This window comes from Streptomyces sp. NPDC048604, from assembly GCF_043199435.1.
Classification (GTDB): Bacteria; Actinomycetota; Actinomycetes; order Streptomycetales; family Streptomycetaceae; genus Streptomyces.
Genome location: NZ_JBICVX010000013.1, coordinates 45881 through 68812, shown reverse-complemented (window position 1 = coordinate 68812; position 22932 = coordinate 45881). Strand labels below are relative to the sequence as shown.

The window sequence follows — 22932 nt, the reverse complement described above, 5'->3', positions numbered from 1 at the left end:
CGAGTCGCCCGGATTTCTGAGCGCTTGCTCGGCGCAGACCCTTGTGCGGAGTGGAACGCGTTCCTAGCATCACTGGTGTTACATCAGTTGTGTCACAAAGCCTGGGGGCCTGATGGCAGCGACAGCGAACGGCGGCGACGGGCCGCTCTCCGGGGTGCGCGTGGTCGAGCTGGCGGGCATCGGTCCCGGCCCGTTCGCCGCCATGCTCCTCGCCGACCTCGGCGCCGACGTGGTCCGCGTGGACCGGCCGGGCGGCCCCGGACTCGGCATCGATCCGGCGTCCGACCTCACCAACCGCAACAAGCGCTCCGTCCTCGTCGACCTCAAGGCCGACGGCGGCCCCGCGACCGTGCTGGACCTGGTCGAGCGCGCGGACGTGCTGATCGAGGGCTACCGTCCCGGCGTCGCCGAACGCCTCGGCGTCGGCCCCGAGCAGTGCCTGGCCCGCAATCCGCGGCTGGTCTACGGCCGGATGACCGGCTGGGGCCAGGACGGCCCGCTCGCCCCGACCGCCGGCCACGACATCGGGTACATCGCCGTCACCGGCGCCCTCGGCATGATCGGCCCCGACCCGGACGGCCCGCCGACCGTCCCCGCCAACCTGGTCGGCGACTACGCCGGCGGCTCGCTCTACCTCGTCGTCGGCGTCCTCGCCGCGCTCACCCACGCCCGGGCCCACGGCGCCGGCCAGGTCGTGGACGCGGCCATCGTGGACGGCACGTCCCACCTGACCAGCATGATCCACGGCATGCTCGCCGCCGGCGGCTGGCAGGACCGGCGCGGGGTGAACCTGCTCGACGGCGGCTGCCCCTTCTACGGCACGTACGAGACCGCCGACGGCGGACACATGGCCGTCGGCGCGCTGGAGCCGCAGTTCTACGACGCGTTCGTGAAGCTGCTCGGCATCGACGACGCCACCGCGTCCGCCCGCGCGGACCTCTCCCGCTGGCCCGAGCTGAAGGCCGCCGTCGCCGCCCGCTTCCGTACCCGGACCCGCGACGAGTGGACCGCCGTCTTCGACGGCAGCGACGCCTGCGTCGCCCCCGTCCTGTCGCTGCGCGAGGCCCCGGCGCACCCGCACCTCGCCGCCCGCGGCACCTTCGTCGAGCACTCCGGACTCACCCAGCCCGCGCCCGCGCCGCGCTTCTCCGCCACCCCCGCCGCCGTACGCCGCGGCCCCGCGCTGCCCGGCGCGGACACCGCGGCCGTCGCCCGCGACTGGTCCGTGCCGTCCCTGTCCGAGCCCGCCGCTCCCCAGGAGTCCCCCGCATGAAGCGTCAGATCCTCGACCCCGACCACGAGGCGTTCCGCGCGACCGTCCGCACCTTCCTGGCCAAGGAGGTGCTGCCGCACTACGAGCAGTGGGAGAAGGACGGCATCGTCTCGCGCGAGGTCTGGCGCGCCGCCGGCCGCCAGGGCCTGCTCGGCCTCGCCGTCGACGAGCAGTACGGCGGCGGCGGGAACCCCGACTTCCGGTACAGCGCCGTTCTCGCCGAGGAGTTCACCCGGGCCGGCGCGCCCGGACTCGCGATCGGCCTCCACAACGACATCATCGGCCCCTATCTGACCTCGCTCGCCACCGACGAGCAGAAGGCCCGCTGGCTGCCCGGCTTCTGCAGCGGCGAGACGATCACCGCCATCGCCATGACCGAGCCCGGCGCCGGCTCCGACCTCCAGGGCATCCGGACCAGTGCCGAGGACCGCGGCGACCACTGGGTGCTCAACGGCTCCAAGACCTTCATCTCCAACGGCATACTCGCCGACCTCGTGATCGTGGTCGCCAGGACCACCCCCGAGGGCGGCGCGCACGGACTGTCCCTACTGGTCGTCGAGCGGGGCATGGAGGGCTTCGAGCGCGGCCGCAACCTCGACAAGATCGGCCAGAAGTCCCAGGACACCGCCGAGCTGTTCTTCCACGACGTCCGCGTCCCCAAGGAGAACCTGCTCGGCGAGCTCAACGGCGCGTTCGTCCACCTGATGACCAACCTCGCCCAGGAGCGGATGGCCATCGCCGTCGCCGGCATCGCCGCCGCCGAGCACCTCCTGGAGATCACCACCACCTACGTCAAGGAGCGCGAGGCTTTTGGCCGGCCGCTCTCCCGCCTCCAGCACATCCGCTTCGAGATCGCGGAGATGGCCACCGAGTGCGCCGTCACCCGCAGCTTCCTCGACCGCTGCATCGACGACCACGCCAACGGCGAGCTCGACCACGTGCACGCCTCGATGGCCAAATGGTGGGCCACCGAGCTCCAGAAGCGCGTCGCCGACCGCTGCCTCCAGCTGCACGGCGGCTACGGCTACATGATGGAGTACCCGGTCGCCCGGGCCTTCACCGACGGCCGCATCCAGACCATCTACGGCGGCACGACCGAGATCATGAAGGAGATCATCGGCCGCTCGCTGCTCGGCTGACCGCCGGCCCGCACTCCTCCCCGTCCACCCTCTGAAGCCTCCCGAAAGGCGTCCCGTGAGCACCGAAGCGTACGTGTACGACGCGATCCGCACCCCGCGCGGCCGCGGCAAGGCCACCGGCTCCCTGCACGGCACCAAGCCGATCGACCTGGTCGTCGGCCTCATCGACGAGATCCGCAGCCGCTTCCCGGACCTCGACCCGGCGGCGATCGACGACATCGTCCTCGGCGTCGTCGGCCCGGTCGGCGACCAGGGCTCCGACATCGCCCGCATCGCCGCCATCGCCGCCGGCCTCCCGGACACGGTCGCCGGCGTCCAGGAGAACCGCTTCTGCGCCTCCGGTCTCGAGGCCGTCAACATGGCCGCGATGAAGGTCCGCTCCGGCTGGGAGGACCTGGTCCTCGCCGGCGGCGTGGAGTCCATGTCCCGCGTCCCGATGGCGTCCGACGGCGGTGCCTGGTTCGCCGACCCGATGACCAACTTCAACGTCAACTTCGTCCCGCAGGGCATCGGCGCCGACCTCATCGCCACCATCGAGGGCTTCTCCCGGCGCGACGTCGACGAGTACGCCGCCCTCTCCCAGGAGCGCGCCGCCGAGGCCTGGAAGGACGGCCGCTTCGACCGCTCCGTCGTCCCGGTCCGCGACCGCAGCGGCCTGACCGTCCTCGACCACGACGAGTTCATGCGCCCCGGCACCACCGCCGACTCGCTCGCCAAGCTCAAGCCGTCCTTCGCGGACATCGGCGAGCTCGGCGGCTTCGACGCGGTCGCCCTGCAGAAGTACCACTGGGTCGAGAAGATCGACCACGTCCACCACGCGGGCAACTCCTCCGGCATCGTCGACGGCGCCTCCCTCGTCGCCATCGGCTCGAAGGAGGTCGGCGAGCGGTACGGGCTCACCCCGCGCGCCCGGATCGTCGCCGCCGCGGTCTCCGGCTCCGAGCCGACCATCATGCTCACCGGCCCCGCCCCGGCGACCCGCAAGGTCCTCGCCAAGGCCGGGCTCACCATGGACGACATCGACCTGGTCGAGATCAACGAGGCCTTCGCCGGCGTCGTCCTGCGCTTCGTCAAGGACATGGGCATCAGCCTCGACAAGGTCAACGTCAACGGCGGCGCGATCGCGCTGGGCCACCCGCTCGGCGCCACCGGCGCGATGATCCTCGGCACCCTGATCGACGAGCTGGAGCGCCAGGACAAGCGCTACGGCCTCGCCACGCTCTGCGTCGGCGGCGGCATGGGCATCGCCACGATCGTCGAACGCGTCTGACCGTCCCGTCCTGCTCGAACTTCTCTACCGGAGACATTCCAATGACCGAGAGCACCACCATCCGCTGGGAACAGGACGAGACCGGCATCGTCACCCTCGTCCTCGACGACCCCGACCAGTCCGCGAACACCATGAACCAGGCGTTCAAGGACTCCATCGCGGCGATCGCCGACCGCGCCGAGGCCGAGCAGGACTCGATCCGCGGCATCATCTACACCTCCGCCAAGAAGACCTTCTTCGCCGGCGGCGACCTCAAGGACATGATCAAGGCCGGGCCGGACGACGCCCGGCAGATCTTCGACGCCGGCACCGGCATCAAGCGCTCGCTGCGCCGCATCGAGACCCTCGGCAAGCCCGTCGTCGCCGCGATCAACGGCGCGGCCCTCGGCGGCGGTTACGAGATCGCCCTGGCCAGCCACCACCGCATCGCCCTCGACGCGCCCGGCTCCAAGATCGGCCTGCCCGAGGTCACCCTCGGGCTGCTCCCGGGCGGCGGCGGCGTCGCCCGCACCGTGCGCCTCATGGGCATCACCGACGCGCTGCTCAAGGTGCTGCTGCAGGGCACCCAGTACAACCCGAAGCGCGCCCTCGAGAACGGCCTCGTCCACGAACTGGCCGCCACGCGCGAGGAGATGCTCGCCAAGGCCCGCGCCTTCATCGACGCGAACCCGGAGTCGAAGCAGCCCTGGGACGTCCCCGGCTACAAGATCCCCGGTGGCACCCCGTCCAACCCGCGCTTCGCCGCCAACCTGCCCGCCTTCCCGGCGAACCTCAAGAAGCAGCTCAACGGCGCCCCGTACCCGGCCCCGCGCAACATCCTCGCCGCGGCCGTCGAGGGTTCCCAGGTCGACTTCGAGACCGCGCTGACCATCGAGTCCCGCTACTTCACCGAGCTGGTCATCGGCCAGACGGCGAAGAACATGATCCAGGCCTTCTTCTTCGACCTGCAGGCCGTTAACTCCGGTGCCAGCCGCCCCAAGGGCGTCGAGCCGCGCACCGTCCGCAAGGTCGCCGTCCTCGGCGCCGGCATGATGGGCGCCGGCATCGCGTACTCCTGCGCCCGCGCCGGCATCGAGGTCGTCCTCAAGGACGTCAGCGCCGAGGCGGCGGCCAAGGGCAAGGCGTACTCGGAGAAGCTGTGCGCCAAGGCCGTCTCCCGGGGCCGCACCACTCAGGAGAAGGCCGACGCCCTGCTCGCGCTGATCACCCCCACCGGCGACCCGGCGGACGTGGCCGGCTGCGACGCGGTGATCGAGGCGGTCTTCGAGAACCCGGAGCTCAAGCACAAGGTCTTCCAGGAGATCCAGGACGTCGTCGAGCCGGACGCGCTGCTCTGCTCCAACACCTCGACGCTGCCGATCACGCTGCTGGCCGAGGGCGTGTCCCGCCCGGCCGACTTCATCGGCCTGCACTTCTTCTCGCCGGTCGACAAGATGCCGCTGGTCGAGATCATCAAGGGCGGGCGGACCGGCGACGAGGCACTCGCCCGCGCCTTCGACCTGGTCCGGCAGATCAACAAGACCCCCATCGTGGTCAACGACTCGCGCGGCTTCTTCACCTCCCGCGTCATCGGCCAGTTCATGAACGAGGGCGTGGCCATGGTCGGCGAGGGCGCGAACCCGGCGTCGGTCGAGCAGGCGGCGGCGCAGGCCGGCTACCCGGCGAAGGTCCTGTCCCTGCTCGACGACCTGACGCTGACCCTGCCCCGCAAGATCCGCAACGAGAGCCGCAAGGCGGTCGAGGAGGCCGGCGGCACCTGGCCGGAGCACCCGGCGGAGGCCGTCATCGACCGGATGGTCGACGACTTCGGCCGCACCGGCCGCAGCGGCGGCGCCGGCTTCTACGACTACGACGAGAACGGCAAGCGCACCGGCCTGTGGCCGGGCCTCGCCGAGCACTTCGCCAAGCCGGACGCGGCGGAGCTCCCGTTCCGCGACATGCAGGAGCGGATGTTGTTCTCGGAGGCGCTGGACACCGTCCGCTGCCTGGAGGAGGGCGTCCTCACCTCGGTCGCCGACGCCAACATCGGCTCCATCATGGGCATCGGCTTCCCGGCGTGGTCGGGCGGCGTGCTGCAGTACATCAACGGCTACGAGGGAGGGCTCCCCGGCTTCGTCGACCGCGCCCGCGAGCTGGCCGACACGTACGGCGAGCGCTTCCTGCCGCCGGCGCTGCTGGTGGCGAAGGCCGAGCGCGGCGAGACCTTCACGGACTGACCCGCCGACCGGGCGACGACCGGGCCTTGACCGGGCCCGGCAGGCCCGACCGGCCCCGCCCGCCTCGTCCGATCGGGCGGAGGGCCCGGACCCGCACCGGCGGTTCCGGGCCCTTTGCCCGCCCGGCCTCTACGCTCGCTGGCGATCAAGGAGGTCGGATGCGGCAGGACACTGCAGTGAGAAAGCGGGCGGGCCGGGCCCGCCGGACGCGGGTCGCGCTGGTCGCCATGCTCGGTGCCCTCGCGGTGGCCGCGCTCGGGGGGTGCGGCTCCGACGAGGCGGACCCGGCGGAGTCGTCGCCGCCTCCGTCCCCGTCGCCGTCCGTCACGACCAGCTCCGCGCCTCCGCCCGGGGACCCGTACGGCCGGCAGAATCAGACGAACGGTCCGCCCTCGGTCCCGCCGGAGGAGCCCCCGCCGACGGCGAGCGGCGACAAGACGCCGGGCCCCCCGACCTCCGCCCCGACCTTCAGCCCGCCGCCGTCGCCCCGGAACCCGGGCGGCCCGACCGACCAGCCGCCCCCGCCCGCCGACGGCACGTGACCGAGCGCCAGGAGCCCGAGCCACCGCCCTCCGGCGAACTGGGCAGCCCCATGGGGCTGCTGAAGGCCGTGATCGCGCAGGGGACGTTCATCGCCGCCCTGATGTTCTACCTCGGCGCGATGTACAGCAGCACGTACTACGGGTACTTCCACCTCTCGCTCAGCACGCTCGACCTCGGCTTCGGCGAACTGGTCACCCAGAGCCTGCACATGCTCAAGCTGGAGGTGCTCGTCGCGGCCGGGGTGCTCGTCCTGCTGGTGGCGGCCCCGCGGCTGCGCGCGCGGCCCCGCACCGCCGCCGGGACGGGGCCGCCGGCGCCCTCACGGGCCGAGGCCGTGGCACACCGGCTGAGCCTGCCGGTCGTGGTGCTCGGACTGGTGCTGCTGGCGCTGTGGACCGAGATCCAGCCCTACGGCTGGGTCGCGCCGATGATCGTCGCGGCCGGGCTGCTCCTGGGCCAGTTCCGGGACGCCGAGGGCCGACGGCCGGAGGGCTTCCGTCGCCGGGCCCTGCCGGTCTTCGCGGCGGGGCTCTTCGGTTTCTGGGGGCTGACCCAGCTCACGGTGCAGACGGCCGAGCGGGACGCGGCGGCGCGCGCCCGCCATGTCGTCGACTGGACGGGGGTGGTCGTGCTCAGCCGGAATCCGCTGGCGTTCCCGTCCGGCAAGGTCAAGGTACGGACCCTGCCGGAAGGGCTGCTCCACCGCTACCGGTACACAGGGCTGCGGCTGCTCCTGGAACGCGACGGCCGGTACCACGTGGTGCCGCTGGACTGGAACGTGCAGCGGGACACGATCTACGTGATCCGGGAGAGCGACGCCGTCTGGGTCGGCCTGACGCCCGGCACCCAGCCGAAGCCGCTCGACTGACCGGCCCCGCCGCTCAGGACACGTCCTCCCCGAACGCCGACCGCAGTTCCTCCCGCAGCGATCGCTGGAACGCAGTCACCAGGGCCTGTATGACGATGGGCTGCATGTGCGCGGAGAGGGACTTCATCGCCGCCACATGGTCCGGGTCGCCCTCCCGCTCCCGGTACGGGTTCCACACCTCCTCGCGGAACAGCCGCGATAGCTCCTGGGCGGCCTGCCGGGCGTGGTCCAGGAGGACCGTGCGGGAGGCGAGGATCGTCTCGTGCGGGATGGGCACGTCGAGCAGTTCGACGCCGAGCCGGAGCAGCGTGCCGTCCAGCCGGTACACGCCCGGCTCGGCGCCGCGGTCGAGGACGCCCATCGCGGCGAGCCGGTCCACGTCCGCATCGGACAACGGCCGCCCCGCCCGCCGCTCCAGCTCCGGACGGTCGACGGACTCCGCCGACTCGGGCGCCCACGAGGCCACCAGGGCACGGTGGATGGCCAGATCCTGGACGCTCAGGTCCGGCGGCAACTGCTCCAGATACCGTTCGATCGCGGCCAGCGTCATCCCGCGCTGCTGGAGCTCCTCGATCAGCGCGAGCCGGGACAGGTGCTCCGGCCCGTAGTGCCCCACCCGCCGCGGCCCGATGACCGGCGGCGGCAGCAGCCCGCGGGTCCCGTAGAACCGCACGGTCCGCACGGTCACCCCGGCCCGCGCGGCCAGCTCGTCGACGGTGTACGTCGGCGACGACGCCTGCCCCTCGGTCCCGGTCGCCGTGTTCCCGGTAGCCATCTGAGGTGCCTCGCTCTCCGTATGCCTGGGTGGAACAGTATTGCTGTCTCATCATTACTGTTCCAGAGGATGAGGAGAAGTGTGTAGGCCGTTGTCAGTGGCGGTGCCTACTGTGATCGTCAAGTGTTCGGGCAGAGCGGGCGGTGGCCGTATGGGTGGGGATCAGGGACCGGGGTCGGTCGTCGAGGTGGCGTACGCCCTGGCATGGGATCTGGAGGCCCGCGCACCGTGGCGGCTCGTGACCGCGGAGGCGGCGCGGGAGCGGGATGTTGCGGGGCTGCCGTACGTCGTGGTGTACCGGATCCCGGGGCGGGAGGTTCCGCTGGAGGTCCGGCTGGTCTCCTGGCGGGACCACTACGTCGGCCTGTGGCTCTACGACGACCACGGCCGCCGCACCGCCGAGCTGGACCTGAGGCTGCTGGACGATCGGAGCCGGCTGCTCAGCCGTCGTACGCGCACGTGGCAGTACACAGGGCCGGACATGCCGGAGTTCGACGAGGAGTGCCCCCGCTCGTCCATGGAACTGTTCCCCGACGGCAAGGGCAGGATCACCCAGGAGCCCCGAGGCGCGCGCGGGCCGATGCATACCACGGTGCCCGGTGCGGATGTACAGCGGTGGCAGGTCCGCCCCGAGTTCGAGGACTGGCCGCTGGTCTCCGCCCACGGGCGAAAGCTGCCGGGGCCGGTGGCGCTCCAGGCTGCGGCACTTGTCTCCGGCACAGAGGCTGCGGACGCGTCCGACGACGAGTCAGTCATCCCTGCCACCTGTTGGCGACCGCCCCGACCCGCGCAGCCTGGGCCGCTCGACGCGCTGTTTCGGCCCAGGACACGGGTGACCGACGGGTACCACTCCGAGATGACCGTCCTGGAGCCGCGCCGGACCGGGACCCTGCGTGTGCCCAGCGGCCTGCTGGCCATATCCGGACCGGACAACCCCGGCGACGAAGGGCCCGCGATCACCGTCCCTGTCCCGCCGGGGGAGTACGTGCTCGAAGAAGCGCTGGTCCGCGTCGGGTACGACTGTGAGTGGAGCCAGGGCTGGGTGACGCGTACGGACACCACGGCGGTTCGACTGCGCGTCGGCGAGACCCCTGTTGCGTCGTGGGGGATGGGTCTCGGGCCGGACGACGACCCCCGGCTGCTCGGGGAGAGCGAGATCTTCGGCTTCAGTACCGACGGTGCGACCGGCTGCTTCGCCGATGCCGGGGCCTGGGAGTCCGTCCACCGGCTCTTCGAGCGGCACCTTGTCCATGGGGAGCCGGGTGTCGGGGAGGACATCCCCGACTCCATGTACATCCTGCGTACCCGGGACGAGGCCTCGGGCGGCGAACTGGTCGCCTTCGCGACGACCGGCGACGGTACGTACCCCGTGTGGGTGGGGCGCTCCGCGGACGGAGACGTGGCCGAGGTGGTGGTGCTGGTGGACGGGATGCCGACGGTGTTGCCGGACGGCATTGCCGGCGGTGCGGAGGCGGCGCCGGCACCATGACGGGGATCATGTACGTGCGCGGGGACGCCAGCGCGCCGCAGGGCAAGGGCGTCAAGATCATCGCGCATGTCTGCAACGACCTGGGCGGCTGGGGAAAGGGCTTCGTGCTGGCGCTCTCGCGGCGCTGGCCGGAACCGGAGGCGGCATTCCGGCGCTGGCACCGGGAGCGGGCGCGGAACGGCTTCGGGCTGGGGGCGGCGCAGTTCGTGCAGGTGGGGCCGTACCTCTGGGTGGCCAACATGGTCGGGCAGCGGGGGATACGTACGGGGCGGAGCACGGGGGTCCCGGTGCGGTACGAGGCGATCGACACCGCGCTCGGCGCGCTCGCCGACAAGGCGGTGGAGCTGGGCGCGTCCGTGCACATGCCGCGCATCGGCTGCGGGCTGGCCGGCGGGAAGTGGTCCCGGGTCGAGCCGCTCATCGAGGAGCGGCTGGTCGCCAGGGGGATACCCGTGACCGTGTACGACTACGGCGACTGAAGGCCCCGGCGTCCCGCTGTCTGCGGCGGCCGCTAGAGTCACGTGCCTGTTCGAATTCGGGGGACGGGCACGAGGAGGGGTATGTACGCGCAACTCAAGGAGACCGCGGGGGAGTTGGCCGGTCTTCTGTGGCGGGAGCACACGGTCTACCGGGAACGCGGCGGCGGCGTCGTGATCCGCGGCGAGCACGTCCGCCGGTGGATCAGCCTGGCGCCCACCGGAGGCAAGGACCGCGCGCTGCTGCGCGCCGGACGCATCCTGGACGGCGGCACGACGGCCCCGGCCCGGTCCGAGGTCGTCGTCGACCTGACCGCGTCCACCGCGGAGCTGGCGGCGGTCTGCCGGCGCCTGCTGGCCGACGTCACCGCCGCCGCCGACGAGCACCGCACGTACGGCGGCCGCGCCGCCGAGCCGCCGTCGCGCAGCGGGCGCGAGCGCCGGCCCCGGGCGCCCCGCCCGGCGAAGAGTCGGCACACCGGTTTCGGCTCCTGGGTGGTGCTCCTGTGCACCGCCGGGATCATCGGCCTGTACGTGTACTCCATGTACGGCCGCTACTGACGCCGGCCGGGCCGCGCGCCCGGCCCGCGCCCGGGCACGGCGAAGGGCCGGGACCCCGCACGGGTCCCGGCCCTCTGCGTGCCGCGGCGAGGGTCAGCGACCGGACGCCACGACCGGGTAGTGGTCGCTCAGGTTGTCGTACGTGTACGCCTTGCCCCAGCTCCAGACCGTCCACGGCGTGGTGCTCTCGGCGATCACGTTGTTGGTCCAGCCGGCCGGGCGGACGTGGCCCGCGCGGTGCAGCACGTAGTCGAGGTCCTCGCGCGGGTCCGTCGGGTAGCGGTCCGACGCGATCGAGTTCTCCGCCGTGTCGAAGGAGTAGGGGTGACCGGTGCGGGCGTCCTCGCCGGCCAGACCGGCGTCGGCGAGCATCGAGTCGTACTCCGAGGTGTGGGAGTCGACGTTCATGTCGCCGGCGACGATGACCTGCTCGTTCGCAGGGATGTTCTTGGCGTCCAGGAACGCGTCCATCGCCTTGAACTGGCGGCTGCGCATCTGCGCCGCCTCGCCCGCCGAGCAGCCCGGGTCGGTGGACTGCGCGTGGGTGCCGACGACGTGCACCTTGGTGCCGTTGACGTCGAGCACCGTGTAGACGAAGCCCTTGTTGGAGAACCAGTCGCCGCCGCACGCGTCCTTGTAGACGTACTGCTCCTTGCGGACGATCGGCCACTTGCTGAGGATCGTCACGCCGCCGTCCTCCGGCGTGGTGGCGGAGTACGCGCCGCTGGTGGCGTCCCAGCCGGTCTTGCTGCGGCCCATGACCGGGGTCTGGTGGGGGTACTGACCCGCGGCCTTGGACTTCAGGGCCTCCGAGGAGGAGTTGTCGAAGGCCTCCTGGAGCACGACGACGTCGTTGCCCCGGAAGAAGGACGCGGCCGGTATGGCGGCGGCCCGGTGGTCCTGGCCCCAGTTCGGGTACAGGGACTTGCTGAACAGGAACGCGTTGTACGTGAGCACCTTCAGGCTCGGCGTCTCGGCGGCCGTGGCGGTGGGGGCCGTGGCGCCGAGGGTGGCGGCCGCGACCGCGAGGGAGACTGCTGCGCCGGGGATGCTGCGGAGCGGGGTGTGCGACACGTGGACTCCCGTGAGTTTGTGGGGGGTTTCGGTTCGGCGCGGCATATCAAATCAGCCGTAGTTACCTTCCGGTAGCCGTCGGACGGCGGGAATCTTGCGGAACTGCCACGAACACGACAACTCTGCGCGTAGAGTCCTCCCCGCCGCCGCCCCGGGGGCCCTCCCCACCTCCCCTCGGACCCTCCATGGAGGCCGTGGCGGAGCCCCGGAAACGAGCGGGTAAGATGCCGCGCATGACCCTCGCGCAGAACTCGACGATCTTCGACATGGACCTCGGTCCGCTCAACCCCGTCACCGTGGAGCTGATCCTCGGTGTCGTGCTGTTCGGCCTGACCTTCATCCTCCTGGCGAAGGCCATCCTGCCGAAGATCAGCAAGACGATTGCCGAGCGTGAGAAGGCCATCGACGGCGGCAACGCGCACGCCGACGACCTGCGCACCGAGGCCGCCGACGTCCGCGCCCAGTACGAGGCCGAGCTCGCCGAGGCCCGCCACGAGGCCGCCCGTATCCGCTCGAAGGCCCAGGAGGAGGGCGCCGCCGCCATCGCGGCCGCCCGCGAGGACGGCGCCCGCGAGCGCGACGCCATCCTGGCCGCCGGCCACGAGCGCATCGCCGTCGAGCGCGAGGCCGCCGAGCGCGAGCTGAACTCCGAGGTCGACGCCTGGGCCCACACCCTGGCCGGCCGCATCGTCGGCGAGCCGGTCGGCGCCGAGCGCTCCTGACACCACGCCGCACGCGAGACACGCACCGCACCGGGAGGGGGCGGGGGCCACGGGCCCCCGCCCCCTCCCGGCATGTGGCAGCCTGAAGCAGGGGAACCTCCGACCGGCCCGGGAACGAACCGATGACCAGCAGCGACACCACCGTCCCGGCGCACCGCGCCACAGACCCCGCGCCGCCCCCGCCCGGCGGCGTCCTGTGGACCGTCGCCGGCGACGTCCGCGCCCTGCTGATGCTCCCCGCCGCCCTGACCCTCCAGGTCGCCCACCCCGCCGTGGGCGCCGGTGTGGACGACCACTCCGTCTTCCGCACCGACCCCTGGGGCCGCGGCGAGCGCTCCCTGCGCTCCCTCCAGCTCTGGGTGTACGGCGGCCCGGCCGCCGCCGAGGAGGGCCGCCGGCTGCGGCGGCTGCACCGCGGGATCCAGGGCACCGACGCCCACGGCCGCGCCTACCACGCGCTCACCCCGGCGTACTACTCCTGGGTCCACGCCACCGGCTTCCCCGTCTACCGCCACGGCCTGAGCCTGCTCGCCCGGCCCCTCACCGAGGCCCAGGAACGGCAGCTGTACGCCGAGTGGCTCCAGGTCGGCCGGATCCTCGGCATCCACGACCGGGACATGCCGCAGACGGTCGAGGATTTCTGGCCGTACTACCGCCGGGTCCTCGACGAGGACCTGGAGGCCAACACCGTCGTCCGCGAACTGATCGCCACGGACGCGCGGCTGCCGGCGCCCGATTACGGGCCCCGGGCGCTACGCCTGCTGCTCCGGCTCCTGTGGCCGGTGATCCTGCCCCGCTTCCTGCGGCTGCGGGCCTTTCTCACCGTCGGCCTGATGCCGCCCGAGGCGCGGGCCGCGATCGGCCTGGAGTGGACCGACGCGCAGGAGCGGACGCTGCGCCGCTTCGCCCGCGTCGTCCGCGCCGTCGTGCCCGTCCTGCCCGAGCGGCTGCGCTATCTGCCGCTCGCCCGGCGCGCCCGGCGGGAGGCCCGCCGGACGGCCAGGCGCGGGGCGAGCCGAGCGCGCCGCGCGAGCTGAGCACGCCGGACCGGCGCCGTACGGGGCCGCCGGTCCGGCGCGGGCGGCTCAGTGCCCGTGGTCGCGGCCGTGGTCGTGGACGCCGTCCGTCGCCGCGATCTTCTTCCACGACTTCGGCTGCGCCGGCTTCGAGGACCCCTCCTGCGCGCCCGCCGTCCGGGCCTGGGGCTGCGTCGCGCCGATGCCGCCCGTGCCCGCCGCCGGCTTCACAGGCTGGTACAGCCAGGTGTCGAAGAGCTCCGCGAGCGGCCGGCCCGAGACCCGCTCCGCGTACGCGACGAAGTCGCCGACCTTCGCGTTGCCGTAGGCCCGCTCCGTCGGCCAGCCCTTGAGGATCGCGAAGAAGTCCTCGTCGCCGATCTCGTTGCGCAGCGCCTGCAGGGCCAGCGCGCCCCGGTCGTACACCGCGCCGTGGAACTGGTTGTCCGGGCCCGGGTCGCCCGGCTTCACCGTCCAGAACGGGTCGTCAGCGGCGCGCGCCCCGTACGCGTAGTCGGCCAGTTCCTGCGCCGTGCCCTCGCCCTCCTTCTCGGACCAGAGCCACTGGCTGTACCGGGCGAAGCCCTCGTTGACCCAGATGTCCTTCCAGCCGTCCACCGAGACGCTGTCGCCGTACCACTGGTGCGCCAGCTCGTGGACGACGACGGACACGTTGGCCCCGTTGGCGAACTGCCGGGGGCTGTAGAACGGCCGGGTCTGCGTCTCCAGGGCGTAACCGCTGGTCACGTTGGGCACGTACCCGCCCAGCGCGTTGAACGGGTACGGTCCGAAGACCTCCTCCAGCCACTCCGCGACCTCGGTGGTGCGCTCGATCGAGGCGCGCGCGGCGCCCGCGTTGTCGCCGAGGTCCTTGCTGTACGCGTTGAGCACCGGCAGGCCGCCGGCCGTCTTGTCGGTCGTGATGTCGAACTTGCCGACGGCGAGGGTGGCCAGATAGGTCGCCTGGGGCTTGTTGGAGCGCCAGTTGTAGCGCGTCCAGCCGAGCCGCGAGGACTGGGACAGGAGCACGCCGTTGCTGATGGCCTGGGTGCCGTCCGGGACGGAGACGGAGATGTCGAAGGTGGCCTTGTCGCGCGGGTGGTCGTTGGACGGGAACCACCAGACCGCGGAGTCCGGCTCCTGCGCGGCGACGCCGCCGTCGGGGGTGCGGTGCCAGGCCGTCCAGCCGCCGATCTTCAGCTCGGAGGGCTTGCCGGCGTACCGCACGACCACGGTGACCGGGGCGTTCTTCGCGAGCGGGGACGTCGGGGAGACCTCCAGCTCATGGTCGCCCGAGGCGGTGAAGGCGGCCTTCCGGCCGTTCACCCGGACCTCGCTCGCGCGCAGTCCGAGGTCGAGGTTGAACCGGGAGAGGTTCTGCGTGGCGGTGGCGACGATGGTCGCCGTGCCCTCCAACAGGTCCGTCGCCGGCTGGTACTTGAGCCGCAGGTCGTAGTGGGACACGTCGTATCCCCCGTTCCCGCTCGCCGGATAGTACGGGTCCCCGATGCCCGGGGCGCCGGGGCCGTAGCCGGCCGCCGAAGCCGGGATCGCCAGCAGGACGGAGGCCGCGAGAGCGCTCGGAACGACAAATCTGCGATGCACGCCAGAGCACCTTTCTTGTAAGACGTGTGAGTGGTCGTCAGTCCTTATCGACACTATTCAGGGGCCAGTCGGGGCGTCATGTCCACAGGCACACCCGTCACACGATCGCCATTCGGCCGACATGAACCACCCGTTGCCGAACGGCTCATGACCGCACTCTTTTGCTCGGCAGCCACCCGGGGTACGTTCCGTGGCCATGCCGATACGTGTACGGAGAACCCGTGGCGCTCGTACCTCGCGCATCACTCTCGCGGCGACCGCCGCAGCCCTGCTGACCTCCCTCGTCGTGCCCTCCGGCGCGGCCCGGGCCACCGCCGACGCCCCGGCGGCCCGCGAGTCGCAGCCCGTCCACTCGTACGACCGGGCCGTCCGCGAGTCCGTGTGGGTGGACACCGGTCTCGACGGCGACCGCGACGGCCGCACCGACCGGGTCGCCGTCGACATCGTCCGGCCCCGCGAACCCGCCGCGGCCGGGCGGAAGATCCCGGTCGTCATGGACGCCAGCCCGTACTACTCCTGCTGCGGCCGCGGCAACGAGAGCCAGAAGAAGACGTACGACCCGGACGGCAACCCTGTCCGGTTCCCGCTGTACTACGACAACTACTTCGTGCCGCGCGGGTACGCCTTCGTCGCCGTCGATCTGGCCGGGACCAGCCGCTCCGACGGCTGCGACGACGTCGGCGGCCGCTCCGACGTCCGGTCCGCCAAGGCCGTCGTCGACTGGCTGAACGGGCGGGCCCGCGGCTACACCACCCGCACCGGCGGCGAACGCGCCCGCGCCACCGGCTGGTCCACCGGCGACGTCGGCATGATCGGCAAGAGCTGGGACGGCACGATCGCCAACGGGGTCGCCGCCACCGGAGTCGAGGGCCTGAAGACCATCGTGCCGATCGGCGCGATCTCGTCCTGGTACGACTACTTCCACTCCCAGGGCGCGCCGCTCTACAACGCCAACCCGAGCTGGCTCTCCGACTACGTCAACAGCCCCGAGGCGCACGGCCGTTGCGGCGCCGTCCAGGAGCGGATCACCGCCGGGACTCCGTACAGCGGCGACTGGACTCCCGCCTGGGGCGAGCGGAACCACGTCCCCGACGCCTCCCGGGTGAAGGCCAGCGTCTTCGTGGTGCACGGACAGCAGGACCTCAACGTCCGCGCCAACCAGTTCGGCCAGTGGTGGGACGCCCTCGCCGCCCGCGGCGTCGAGCGCAAGATCTGGCTCTCCCAGACCGGCCACGTCGACCCCTTCGACTTCCGCCGCGCGGACTGGGTCCGCACCCTGCACCGCTGGTTCGACCACTACCTGCTCGGCTACGACAACGGCATCGACCGCGAGCCCATGGCCGACGTCGAACGCGTCCCCGACCGCTGGTCCACCGACCGCGTCTGGCCGCCGCGTGCCGCCGCCCCGACCACCCTGCGCCCCGGCACGGGCGCCGCGCCCGGCGTCGGCACGCTGACCGCCGGCCGGGCTCCGGCCGGCGCGACCGAGACCTTCACCGACGACCCGGCGCTCGGCGAGACCGACTGGGCCGCCGCGATCGACCGGCCGACCCCGGCCAAGGCCGGCTTCGTCACCGTGCCGCTCCGCCGCGAACTGCGCCTGTCCGGCCCGTCGACGGTCACCGTCACCGCCACGCCCAGCACGACCAGCGCGCACCTGTCGGCCGTCCTCGTCGACCTCGGCCCCGACACCATCCGCGACTACGCGGCGCCCGGCGAGGGCATCAGCACCCTCGCCGAGCGCACCTGCTGGGGCGCGAGCACCGCAGGCGACAGCGCCTGCTTCAAGGAGACCCGCGCCCGCACCGCGAACGTCCAGTACACCGTCGTCTCGCGCGGCTGGGCCGACCTCGGCACCTGGGCCGATCCGCGTGCGGAGCGCCCGCTGACGCCCGGACGGGCGTACCCGTTCACCCTCAGGCTGGCCTCCACCGACCACGTCGTCCCGGCCGGCCACCGCCTCGCCCTGATCATCGGCGGCACGGACCGGGACCTGCTCGACCCTCCGTCGACCACGCCGACTGTCACCCTCGACCTCGCCCGCAGCTCCGCCCGGCTGCCGCTGGTCGGCGGGGCCGAGGCGTTCGCGGCGGCGACGGCCGGCGCCCCGTCCGCAGCCCGCGCGACCCCCGACGCACCGCTCCTGCACGGTGTCGCCGGCCCGCGCGCCACCCGCCCGCTCCCGGAAGGGGCCGCCCGATGACCTCCCGCGACGCCCGTACCCGTACGGCCCGTACCCGCACCGTCCGTACCCTCCTGCTCGCGGCGACCGTCGCCGCGCTCGGCGGCTCGTTGCTCAACGCGCCCGCGCAGGCGGCCGACGCGCCGCCGCGCACCGGTTTCGAGACCAGCGGGGGCGCGCGCTGGACCACACAGGCCGAGGAAGGGGACTTCCTCGCCGCTGTCGACCGCGGCAGCGACCGCGTCTCCGCCCGCACCATCGGGACCACCGGCCAGGGCCGGCCGCTCCGGCTCGTCACCGTCGGACACGGCGGCACCGCGAACACCGTGCTGCTGATCTGCAGCCAGCACGGCGACGAGCCGTCGGGGCGCGAGGCCTGTCTCACCACCGTGCGCGACCTCGCGTACGCCACCGACACCGCGACCCGGCGCTTCCTCGCCCGTACCACCGTCCTCGTCGTCCCCACCGCCAACCCGGACGGCCGGGCCGCCGACACCCGCGGCAACGCCGACGGCGTCGACGTCAACCGCGACCACATCGCCCTCAGGACCGCCGAGGGCCGCGCCCTCGCCGCCGTGATCCGCGACCGCCGCCCGGACGTGATCTACGACCTGCACGAGTACGGCGGCACCTCGCCGTACTACGACAAGGACCTGCTCGCCCTCTGGCCGCGCAACCTCAACACCGCCCCGGACGTGCACAGCGAGGCGAGCGCCCTCTCCGAGCGGTACGTGCGCCCCGCCGCCGGCGCGGCCGGGTACAGCACCGGCATCTACGGCCTGTGGACCGATCCCCACACCGGGGAGACGATCAAGCAGGTCGCCGGCGACGGTCAGGAGCGCATCCTTCGTAACACCGCCGGGATCAAACACGCCGTGGGGCTGCTCGTGGAGACCCGGGTCGAACCCCTGACCGAGGCGGAGCGGGCCGACCCGGCGCTCAACCACCGCCGCCGGGTCGACAGTCAGCTCACCGCCCTCGACGGCGCGTTCACGTACGTGGACGAGCGGCGCGGCGCGATCGAGGCTGCGACCTCCGCCGCCCGCCGGGCCGGCTTCGCCGACCGGGGCCCGGTCCACCTCGGCGGGGCCGACAACGACCCCGCGGAACCCGGCGAGATCCTGCCGGACCCCCCCTGCGGCTACCGGCTCGACGCCGCGCAGTACGCGCAGTTCGGCGACGAGCTGGCGCTGCACGGCGTCACGGTCCGGGCCGCCGGTGACGGAGCGTACGTACCCATGAGGCAGTCGCAACGGGCGCTCGTGTCGCTGCTGCTCGACGAGCGGGCGGCATACCGGATCACAACGGGGCAAGCCGTCAACGCCTGTTGATCCCGGGAGTCGGGCACCGCATGTGCTAGGCGTTACGGAGCGCGAAATTCCGCGCCTCGCAACCCCAGCGAAAGGTGCCCTCGTGACGCACGATCAGCCGGGACCGGACAGGTCCCGGGAGGGCGGGCGGGGAGGACTGCCGGTGACGGCCGACCTCCCCGCCGGCCCCGAGCACCATCACCGCGCCCCCACCGACTGGATCGTGTTCGGGGTCACCGCGGTGCTCACCGTCGCGTTCGTCCTGTGGGGTGCGGTCGCCACCGACAGCCTGGAGGACGTCTCCAGCACGCTGCTCACCGGCCTGATCCACAACGGCGGCTGGGCGTTCATGCTCGCCGCCTCCGGCTTCGTGGTCTTCGCCCTGTGGCTGGCGATCAGCCGGTACGGCCGGATCACCCTCGGCCAGGAGCGCGAGGGGCCCGAGTTCCGGACGATCTCCTGGATCGCCATGATGTTCAGCGCCGGCATGGGCATCGGCCTGATGTTCTACGGGGTGAGCGAACCGCTCGCGCACTACGGCACCCCGCCGCCCGGCACCCACCCCGCGGACTCGGCCGAGCGGATGCAGATCGCCATGGCGACCACGCTGTTCCACTGGACGCTGCACCCGTGGGCGATCTACGCGGTGGTGGGCCTGGCCATCGCGTACTCCACCTTCCGGCGCCGCCGCCGGCAGACCATCAGCGCCGTGTTCGTCCCGCTGATCGGCAAGCGGCACGCGTACGGGGCGGGCGGCCGGATCATCGACATCCTGGCCATCTTCGCCACCCTCTTCGGCTCCGCCGCCTCGCTCGGGCTCGGCGCGCTGCAGATCGGCAGCGGATTCCAGGAGCTCGGCTGGATGGAGAAGGTGAGCACCGGGCTGCTCGTCGGCATCATCGCCGCGCTGACGGTGGCCTTCGTGCTCTCCGCGGTATCCGGAGTGGAGAAGGGCATCCAGTGGCTCTCCAACACCAACATGGTCCTCGCGGTGGTGCTCACCGTCTTCGTGTTCGTCGCCGGGCCGACCATCGTCGTGCTCGACCTGCTGCCCACCTCGCTCGGCGCGTATCTGAGCGACCTGCCGCAGCTGGCCGGCCGGACGGAGGCGGCGGGCGGCGAGAACGTGGCCGACTGGCTGGGCAGTTGGACGGTCTTCTACTGGGCCTGGTGGATCTCCTGGACGCCGTTCGTCGGCATGTTCATCGCGAGGATCAGCCGTGGCCGGACGATCCGCCAGTTCGTCGGCGGGGTGATCCTCGTGCCGAGCGCGGTCAGCCTCGTCTGGTTCGCCGTCTTCGGCGGCACGGCGATGAAGCTGCAGGAGCGCGGGGCGCTGCCGCAGGAGGACACCCCCGAGGGCCAACTCTTCGGCCTGCTCCAGGAGTTCCCCATCCCGACCCTGATGAGCATTCTGGTGATGGTGCTCGTCGGGATCTTCTTCGTCTCCGGGGCGGACGCGGCGTCCATCGTCATGGGCACCCTGTCGCAGCGCGGCACCTTCGAGCCGACCCGGCCGGTGGTCGTGTTCTGGGGCGTCGTGACGGGCGCGGTGGCCGCGATCATGCTGCTCATCGGCAACGGGCAGGGCGACGCGCTGGCCGGACTGCAGAACCTGACGATCCTCGTCGCCGCGCCGTTCGGCCTCGTGATGCTCGGCATGTGCGTGGCGTTGATGCGGGACCTGCGCAGGGACCCGCTGATCGTCCGGGGCGAGGTCGGCGTGGAGGTCGTGGAGCTGGCGGTGATCGCCGGACACGAGCGGTACGACGGCGACTTCGAACTGCGCATCGGACCGGGCACGCCGGACGGGGCGGGCGGGCCGGACGGTGACCGCTAAAGTGAACGCTCTGTGTCTGTCTAATCACTCTCCGTCTGCAACTGGAGCATCATCGTGCGTCGAACGCTGACGACCCTCGCCGTGTCCGCCCTCTCCGCCCTCGTCGTCGGCGCCGGGCTCGCCGGGGCCGAACCCTCGCTCCGGACCGGGCGACTGGCACTCGCCGGCGGGGAGATGAGCTGCGACCTTGCGACGATGCAGGCCGAGATCAGGCACGAGCGCGGCAGGGCCGCCGAACTGGACCGCCTGGGCGAGCACGAAGCCGCCCGCAAGGCCCGCGCGACGGCCGATGCGACCGAGCGCCTGATGCGGGCGTGCGTCGACGCCGAGGAGAACCTGTCGGGAGGCCGCTGGAAGTAGCCCCCCGCGCCGCCCGGCACCACCCCTGCCCGCCGCCGCAATCCGCTGGACGAGGGCCGGTGCGGCGGCGGATCCTGCGAGGTGCCCCGAAGGCCGTACGCGCACTGACCTAGGATTCCTCATCTGATGACTGCAAACCTCGTCGCCAAGAATCTCGCCGCCGGCCACGGCGAGCGCTCCCTGTTCTCCGGCCTCGACCTCGTCGTCGGACCCGGTGACGTGATCGGCCTCGTCGGCGTCAACGGGGCCGGGAAGTCCACGCTGCTGCGGCTGCTCGCCGGACTCGACACGCCCGAGGACGGCGGAGTCGCCCTCTCGCCGCCGACCGCGACCGTCGGGCACCTGCCCCAGGAGCCGGAGCGGCGGCCGGGCGAGACCGTACGGGAGTTCCTCGCCCGCCGCACCGGCGTCGCCGCCGCGCAGACCGCGATGGACACCGCAGCGCAGGGCCTCGCCGACGGCGTGCCCGGCGCGGACGACGCGTACGCGGTGAGCCTGGAGCGCTGGCTGAACCTGGGCGGCGCGGACCTCGACGAGCGCGCCGAGGAGGTCGCCGGCTCGCTCGGCCTGACCGTCGGCCTCGACCAGCCGATGACCTCGCTCTCCGGCGGCCAGGCCGCCCGCGCCGGCCTCGCCTCGCTGCTGCTCTCCCGGTACGACGTCTTCCTGCTCGACGAGCCCACCAACGACCTCGACCTCGACGGCCTGGAGCGGCTGGAGTCCTTCGTGCAGGGGCTGCGCGCCGGCACCGTCGTGATCAGCCACGACCGCGAGTTCCTCACCCGTACTGTCACCAAGGTCCTCGAACTCGACCTCGCCCAGCAGCAGATCACCCTCTACGGCGGCGGCTACGAGGCGTACCTGGAGGAGCGGGACACCGCGCGCCGGCACGCCCGCGAGGACTACGAGGAGTACGCGGACAAGAAGGCCGCGCTCGAAGGCCGCGCCCAGATGCAGCGCTCCTGGATGGACAAGGGCGTCAAGAACGCCCGCCGCAAGGCCACCGACAACGACAAGATCGGCCGCAAGTTCCGCAGCGAGTCCAGCGAGAAGCAGGCCGCCAAGGCCCGCCAGACGCAGCGCGCCATCGAGCGCCTGGACGTCGTGGACGAGCCCCGCAAGGAGTGGGAGCTGCGGATGGAGATCGCCGCCGCGCCGCGCTCCGGCTCGGTCGTGGCGACGCTGCGCGACGCCGAGGTGCGCCGCGGCGACTTCCGTTTCGGTCCGGCTTCGCTCCAGATCGACTGGGCGGACCGGGTCGCCATCACCGGCGCCAACGGGTCCGGCAAGTCGACGCTGCTCGCCGCGCTGCTCGGCCGGCTCCCGCTGGAGTCCGGCGCGGCGACGCTGGGCTCCGGCGTGGTGGTCGGCGAGGTCGACCAGGCAAGGAAGCTCTTCCACGGCCAGGAGTCCCTGCTGGACGCGTTCTGCGCGGCCGTGCCCGACACCGAGCCCGCCGACGTGCGCACCCTGCTCGCCAAGTTCGGCCTCAAGGCCGAGCACGTGCTGCGCCCGGCCACCACGCTCTCCCCGGGCGAACGCACCCGCGCCGCCCTCGCCCTGCTCCAGGGCCGGGGGGTGAACCTGCTGGTCCTCGACGAGCCGACGAACCACCTGGACCTGCCGGCCATCGAACAGCTCGAGTCCGCCCTGGACTCGTACCGCGGCACCCTGCTCCTGGTCACCCACGACCGCCGGATGCTGGACGCCGTCCGCACGACACGCCGCCTCGAGGTCGCGGCCGGAAAGGTGATCGAGCACTGATGAACGCGACGGACCCGAGGATCGAACGGCTGGTCGTCATGCTCGACGACCTCGAAGCGGACGTGGACGAGACGATCGACCTGGCCGACGAGATCACGGAGGCGGGGGACGAGACGCTGCTGCCCGCCCTCGAAGCGGCCCTCACCCATGCCCTGAACGAGCGGAACTCCTACGCCCGGGAGGTGCTGGGCGGCATGATCGGCGCGCTCGGCGGCGCGGACACCCTCCCGGTCCTGGTCCGCGCCTCGTCGGTCGACCTGGGCGACGACCAGGACGGCCTGGCGACCGAGATCGCCGGCCTGGTGGCCGCGGAGCCGGACCGCGCCCGCACTCTCCTCCAGCCCCTCCTGAAGGACGAGAACCCGGAAGTCGCCGGCTCCGCCGACTGGGCGCTGCGCTTCGCGGGGTGACACGCGTACGACGACGGGCCTGGCCGATGCGGCCGGGCC

General features: G+C 72.5%; 20 protein-coding genes. 17 read left to right on the top strand and 3 right to left on the bottom strand.

Annotation, left to right across the window (positions count from 1 at the left end; genetic code table 11):
* Window positions 1-112 precede the first annotated feature (112 nt).
* From ACGFMM_RS25565 to ACGFMM_RS25540, 6 genes are all read left to right on the top strand, one after another.
* Window positions 113-1273 carry a CaiB/BaiF CoA transferase family protein gene (locus ACGFMM_RS25565; RefSeq protein ID WP_393648765.1) on the top strand — a complete coding sequence of 387 codons (1161 nt, stop codon included), beginning with the start codon at window positions 113-115 and terminating at the stop codon, window positions 1271-1273.
* The gene (locus tag ACGFMM_RS25560; RefSeq protein WP_393648764.1) at window positions 1270-2412 is read left to right on the top strand and encodes an acyl-CoA dehydrogenase family protein; all 1143 of its coding nucleotides are present in this window, start codon (window positions 1270-1272) and stop codon (window positions 2410-2412) included. The genes ACGFMM_RS25565 and ACGFMM_RS25560 overlap by 4 nt, the downstream gene beginning before the upstream one ends.
* A 55-nt stretch (window positions 2413-2467) precedes the next feature.
* The gene (locus ACGFMM_RS25555) at window positions 2468-3682 is read left to right on the top strand and encodes an acetyl-CoA C-acetyltransferase (RefSeq protein WP_393648763.1); all 1215 of its coding nucleotides are present in this window, start codon (window positions 2468-2470) and stop codon (window positions 3680-3682) included.
* 41 nt (window positions 3683-3723) lie between these two features.
* Complete coding sequence (locus ACGFMM_RS25550; RefSeq protein ID WP_393648762.1) at window positions 3724-5898, top strand: 3-hydroxyacyl-CoA dehydrogenase NAD-binding domain-containing protein; 2175 nt, start codon at window positions 3724-3726, stop codon at window positions 5896-5898.
* A gap of 176 nt (window positions 5899-6074) precedes the next feature.
* Window positions 6075-6440 (top strand): hypothetical protein, encoded by a 366-nt coding sequence (locus tag ACGFMM_RS25545; RefSeq protein WP_393648761.1) that lies wholly within the window; start codon window positions 6075-6077, stop codon window positions 6438-6440.
* The gene (locus ACGFMM_RS25540) at window positions 6437-7309 is read left to right on the top strand and encodes a hypothetical protein (protein WP_393648760.1); all 873 of its coding nucleotides are present in this window, start codon (window positions 6437-6439) and stop codon (window positions 7307-7309) included. Before ACGFMM_RS25545 ends, ACGFMM_RS25540 begins: the two co-directional genes overlap by 4 nt.
* A 13-nt stretch (window positions 7310-7322) precedes the next feature.
* On the opposite strand, the gene ACGFMM_RS25535 is transcribed toward ACGFMM_RS25540, so the two are convergent.
* Complete coding sequence (locus ACGFMM_RS25535; protein ID WP_393648759.1) at window positions 7323-8084, bottom strand: MerR family transcriptional regulator; 762 nt, start codon at window positions 8082-8084, stop codon at window positions 7323-7325.
* Between the two features lie 151 nt (window positions 8085-8235).
* On the opposite strand from ACGFMM_RS25535, the gene ACGFMM_RS25530 reads away from it, so the two are divergent.
* The 3 genes from ACGFMM_RS25530 to ACGFMM_RS25520 all read left to right on the top strand — a co-directional run bounded on the left by ACGFMM_RS25530 (window position 8236) and on the right by ACGFMM_RS25520 (window position 10610).
* On the top strand, window positions 8236-9573 hold the full coding sequence (locus ACGFMM_RS25530) for a DUF4241 domain-containing protein (RefSeq protein WP_393648758.1): 1338 nt from the start codon (window positions 8236-8238) through the stop codon (window positions 9571-9573).
* Window positions 9570-10052, top strand: a complete 483-nt coding sequence (locus tag ACGFMM_RS25525; protein WP_393648757.1) for a macro domain-containing protein — start codon at window positions 9570-9572, stop codon at window positions 10050-10052. Before ACGFMM_RS25530 ends, ACGFMM_RS25525 begins: the two co-directional genes overlap by 4 nt.
* Before the next feature lie 81 nt (window positions 10053-10133).
* Window positions 10134-10610 (top strand): hypothetical protein, encoded by a 477-nt coding sequence (locus ACGFMM_RS25520; RefSeq protein ID WP_393648756.1) that lies wholly within the window; start codon window positions 10134-10136, stop codon window positions 10608-10610.
* A 93-nt stretch (window positions 10611-10703) separates the two neighbouring features.
* On the opposite strand, the gene sph is transcribed toward ACGFMM_RS25520, so the two are convergent.
* Entirely contained in the window at window positions 10704-11729 is a 1026-nt protein-coding gene (gene sph / locus ACGFMM_RS25515; RefSeq protein WP_393648755.1) for a sphingomyelin phosphodiesterase, read from the bottom strand.
* 188 nt (window positions 11730-11917) lie between these two features.
* On the opposite strand from sph, the gene ACGFMM_RS25510 reads away from it, so the two are divergent.
* Complete coding sequence (locus ACGFMM_RS25510; protein WP_393648754.1) at window positions 11918-12406, top strand: hypothetical protein; 489 nt, start codon at window positions 11918-11920, stop codon at window positions 12404-12406.
* Window positions 12407-12528: 122 nt separating this feature from the next.
* Window positions 12529-13443: an oxygenase MpaB family protein gene (locus ACGFMM_RS25505; RefSeq protein ID WP_393648753.1), complete on the top strand. Its 915-nt coding sequence runs from the start codon at window positions 12529-12531 to the stop codon at window positions 13441-13443.
* A gap of 48 nt (window positions 13444-13491) precedes the next feature.
* Here ACGFMM_RS25505 and ACGFMM_RS25500 read toward each other — a convergent pair whose 3' ends face one another.
* A complete protein-coding gene (locus ACGFMM_RS25500) occupies window positions 13492-15027 on the bottom strand; it encodes a M1 family metallopeptidase (RefSeq protein ID WP_393648752.1) in 1536 nt (511 codons plus the stop codon).
* A 196-nt stretch (window positions 15028-15223) separates the two neighbouring features.
* Between ACGFMM_RS25500 and ACGFMM_RS25495 the strand changes: the two genes are divergently transcribed.
* From ACGFMM_RS25495 to ACGFMM_RS25470, 6 genes are all read left to right on the top strand, one after another.
* Complete coding sequence (locus tag ACGFMM_RS25495) at window positions 15224-17230, top strand: Xaa-Pro dipeptidyl-peptidase (RefSeq protein ID WP_393648751.1); 2007 nt, start codon at window positions 15224-15226, stop codon at window positions 17228-17230.
* The gene (locus tag ACGFMM_RS25490; protein WP_393648750.1) at window positions 17227-18540 is read left to right on the top strand and encodes a M14 family metallocarboxypeptidase; all 1314 of its coding nucleotides are present in this window, start codon (window positions 17227-17229) and stop codon (window positions 18538-18540) included. Before ACGFMM_RS25495 ends, ACGFMM_RS25490 begins: the two co-directional genes overlap by 4 nt.
* An 82-nt stretch (window positions 18541-18622) precedes the next feature.
* A complete protein-coding gene (locus ACGFMM_RS25485) occupies window positions 18623-20359 on the top strand; it encodes a BCCT family transporter (RefSeq protein ID WP_393648749.1) in 1737 nt (578 codons plus the stop codon).
* A 54-nt stretch (window positions 20360-20413) separates the two neighbouring features.
* Complete coding sequence (locus tag ACGFMM_RS25480) at window positions 20414-20719, top strand: hypothetical protein (RefSeq protein ID WP_393648748.1); 306 nt, start codon at window positions 20414-20416, stop codon at window positions 20717-20719.
* Window positions 20720-20845: 126 nt separating this feature from the next.
* Window positions 20846-22483, top strand: a complete 1638-nt coding sequence (gene abc-f / locus ACGFMM_RS25475) for a ribosomal protection-like ABC-F family protein (protein ID WP_393648747.1) — start codon at window positions 20846-20848, stop codon at window positions 22481-22483.
* On the top strand, window positions 22483-22893 hold the full coding sequence (locus ACGFMM_RS25470; protein WP_393648746.1) for a hypothetical protein: 411 nt from the start codon (window positions 22483-22485) through the stop codon (window positions 22891-22893). The genes abc-f and ACGFMM_RS25470 overlap by 1 nt, the downstream gene beginning before the upstream one ends.
* Window positions 22894-22932: the final 39 nt, after the last annotated feature.

Excerpts from the sequence above, each read along its gene's own strand:
- ACGFMM_RS25565 (WP_393648765.1), top strand. The coding sequence starts at position 113 with ATGGCAGCGACAGCGAACGGCGGCGACGGGCCGCTCTCCGGGGTGCGC.
- ACGFMM_RS25520 (WP_393648756.1), top strand. The coding sequence starts at position 10,134 with ATGTACGCGCAACTCAAGGAGACCGCGGGGGAGTTGGCCGGTCTTCTG.
- ACGFMM_RS25560 (WP_393648764.1), top strand. The coding sequence starts at position 1,270 with ATGAAGCGTCAGATCCTCGACCCCGACCACGAGGCGTTCCGCGCGACC.
- ACGFMM_RS25495 (WP_393648751.1), top strand. The coding sequence starts at position 15,224 with ATGCCGATACGTGTACGGAGAACCCGTGGCGCTCGTACCTCGCGCATC.
- ACGFMM_RS25525 (WP_393648757.1), top strand. The coding sequence starts at position 9,570 with ATGACGGGGATCATGTACGTGCGCGGGGACGCCAGCGCGCCGCAGGGC.
- sph (WP_393648755.1), bottom strand. The coding sequence starts at position 11,729 with ATGCCGCGCCGAACCGAAACCCCCCACAAACTCACGGGAGTCCACGTG.
- ACGFMM_RS25550 (WP_393648762.1), top strand. The coding sequence starts at position 3,724 with ATGACCGAGAGCACCACCATCCGCTGGGAACAGGACGAGACCGGCATC.
- ACGFMM_RS25505 (WP_393648753.1), top strand. The coding sequence starts at position 12,529 with ATGACCAGCAGCGACACCACCGTCCCGGCGCACCGCGCCACAGACCCC.
- ACGFMM_RS25470 (WP_393648746.1), top strand. The coding sequence starts at position 22,483 with ATGAACGCGACGGACCCGAGGATCGAACGGCTGGTCGTCATGCTCGAC.
- ACGFMM_RS25510 (WP_393648754.1), top strand. The coding sequence starts at position 11,918 with ATGACCCTCGCGCAGAACTCGACGATCTTCGACATGGACCTCGGTCCG.
- ACGFMM_RS25530 (WP_393648758.1), top strand. The coding sequence starts at position 8,236 with ATGGGTGGGGATCAGGGACCGGGGTCGGTCGTCGAGGTGGCGTACGCC.
- ACGFMM_RS25490 (WP_393648750.1), top strand. The coding sequence starts at position 17,227 with ATGACCTCCCGCGACGCCCGTACCCGTACGGCCCGTACCCGCACCGTC.
- abc-f (WP_393648747.1), top strand. The coding sequence starts at position 20,846 with ATGACTGCAAACCTCGTCGCCAAGAATCTCGCCGCCGGCCACGGCGAG.
- ACGFMM_RS25535 (WP_393648759.1), bottom strand. The coding sequence starts at position 8,084 with ATGGCTACCGGGAACACGGCGACCGGGACCGAGGGGCAGGCGTCGTCG.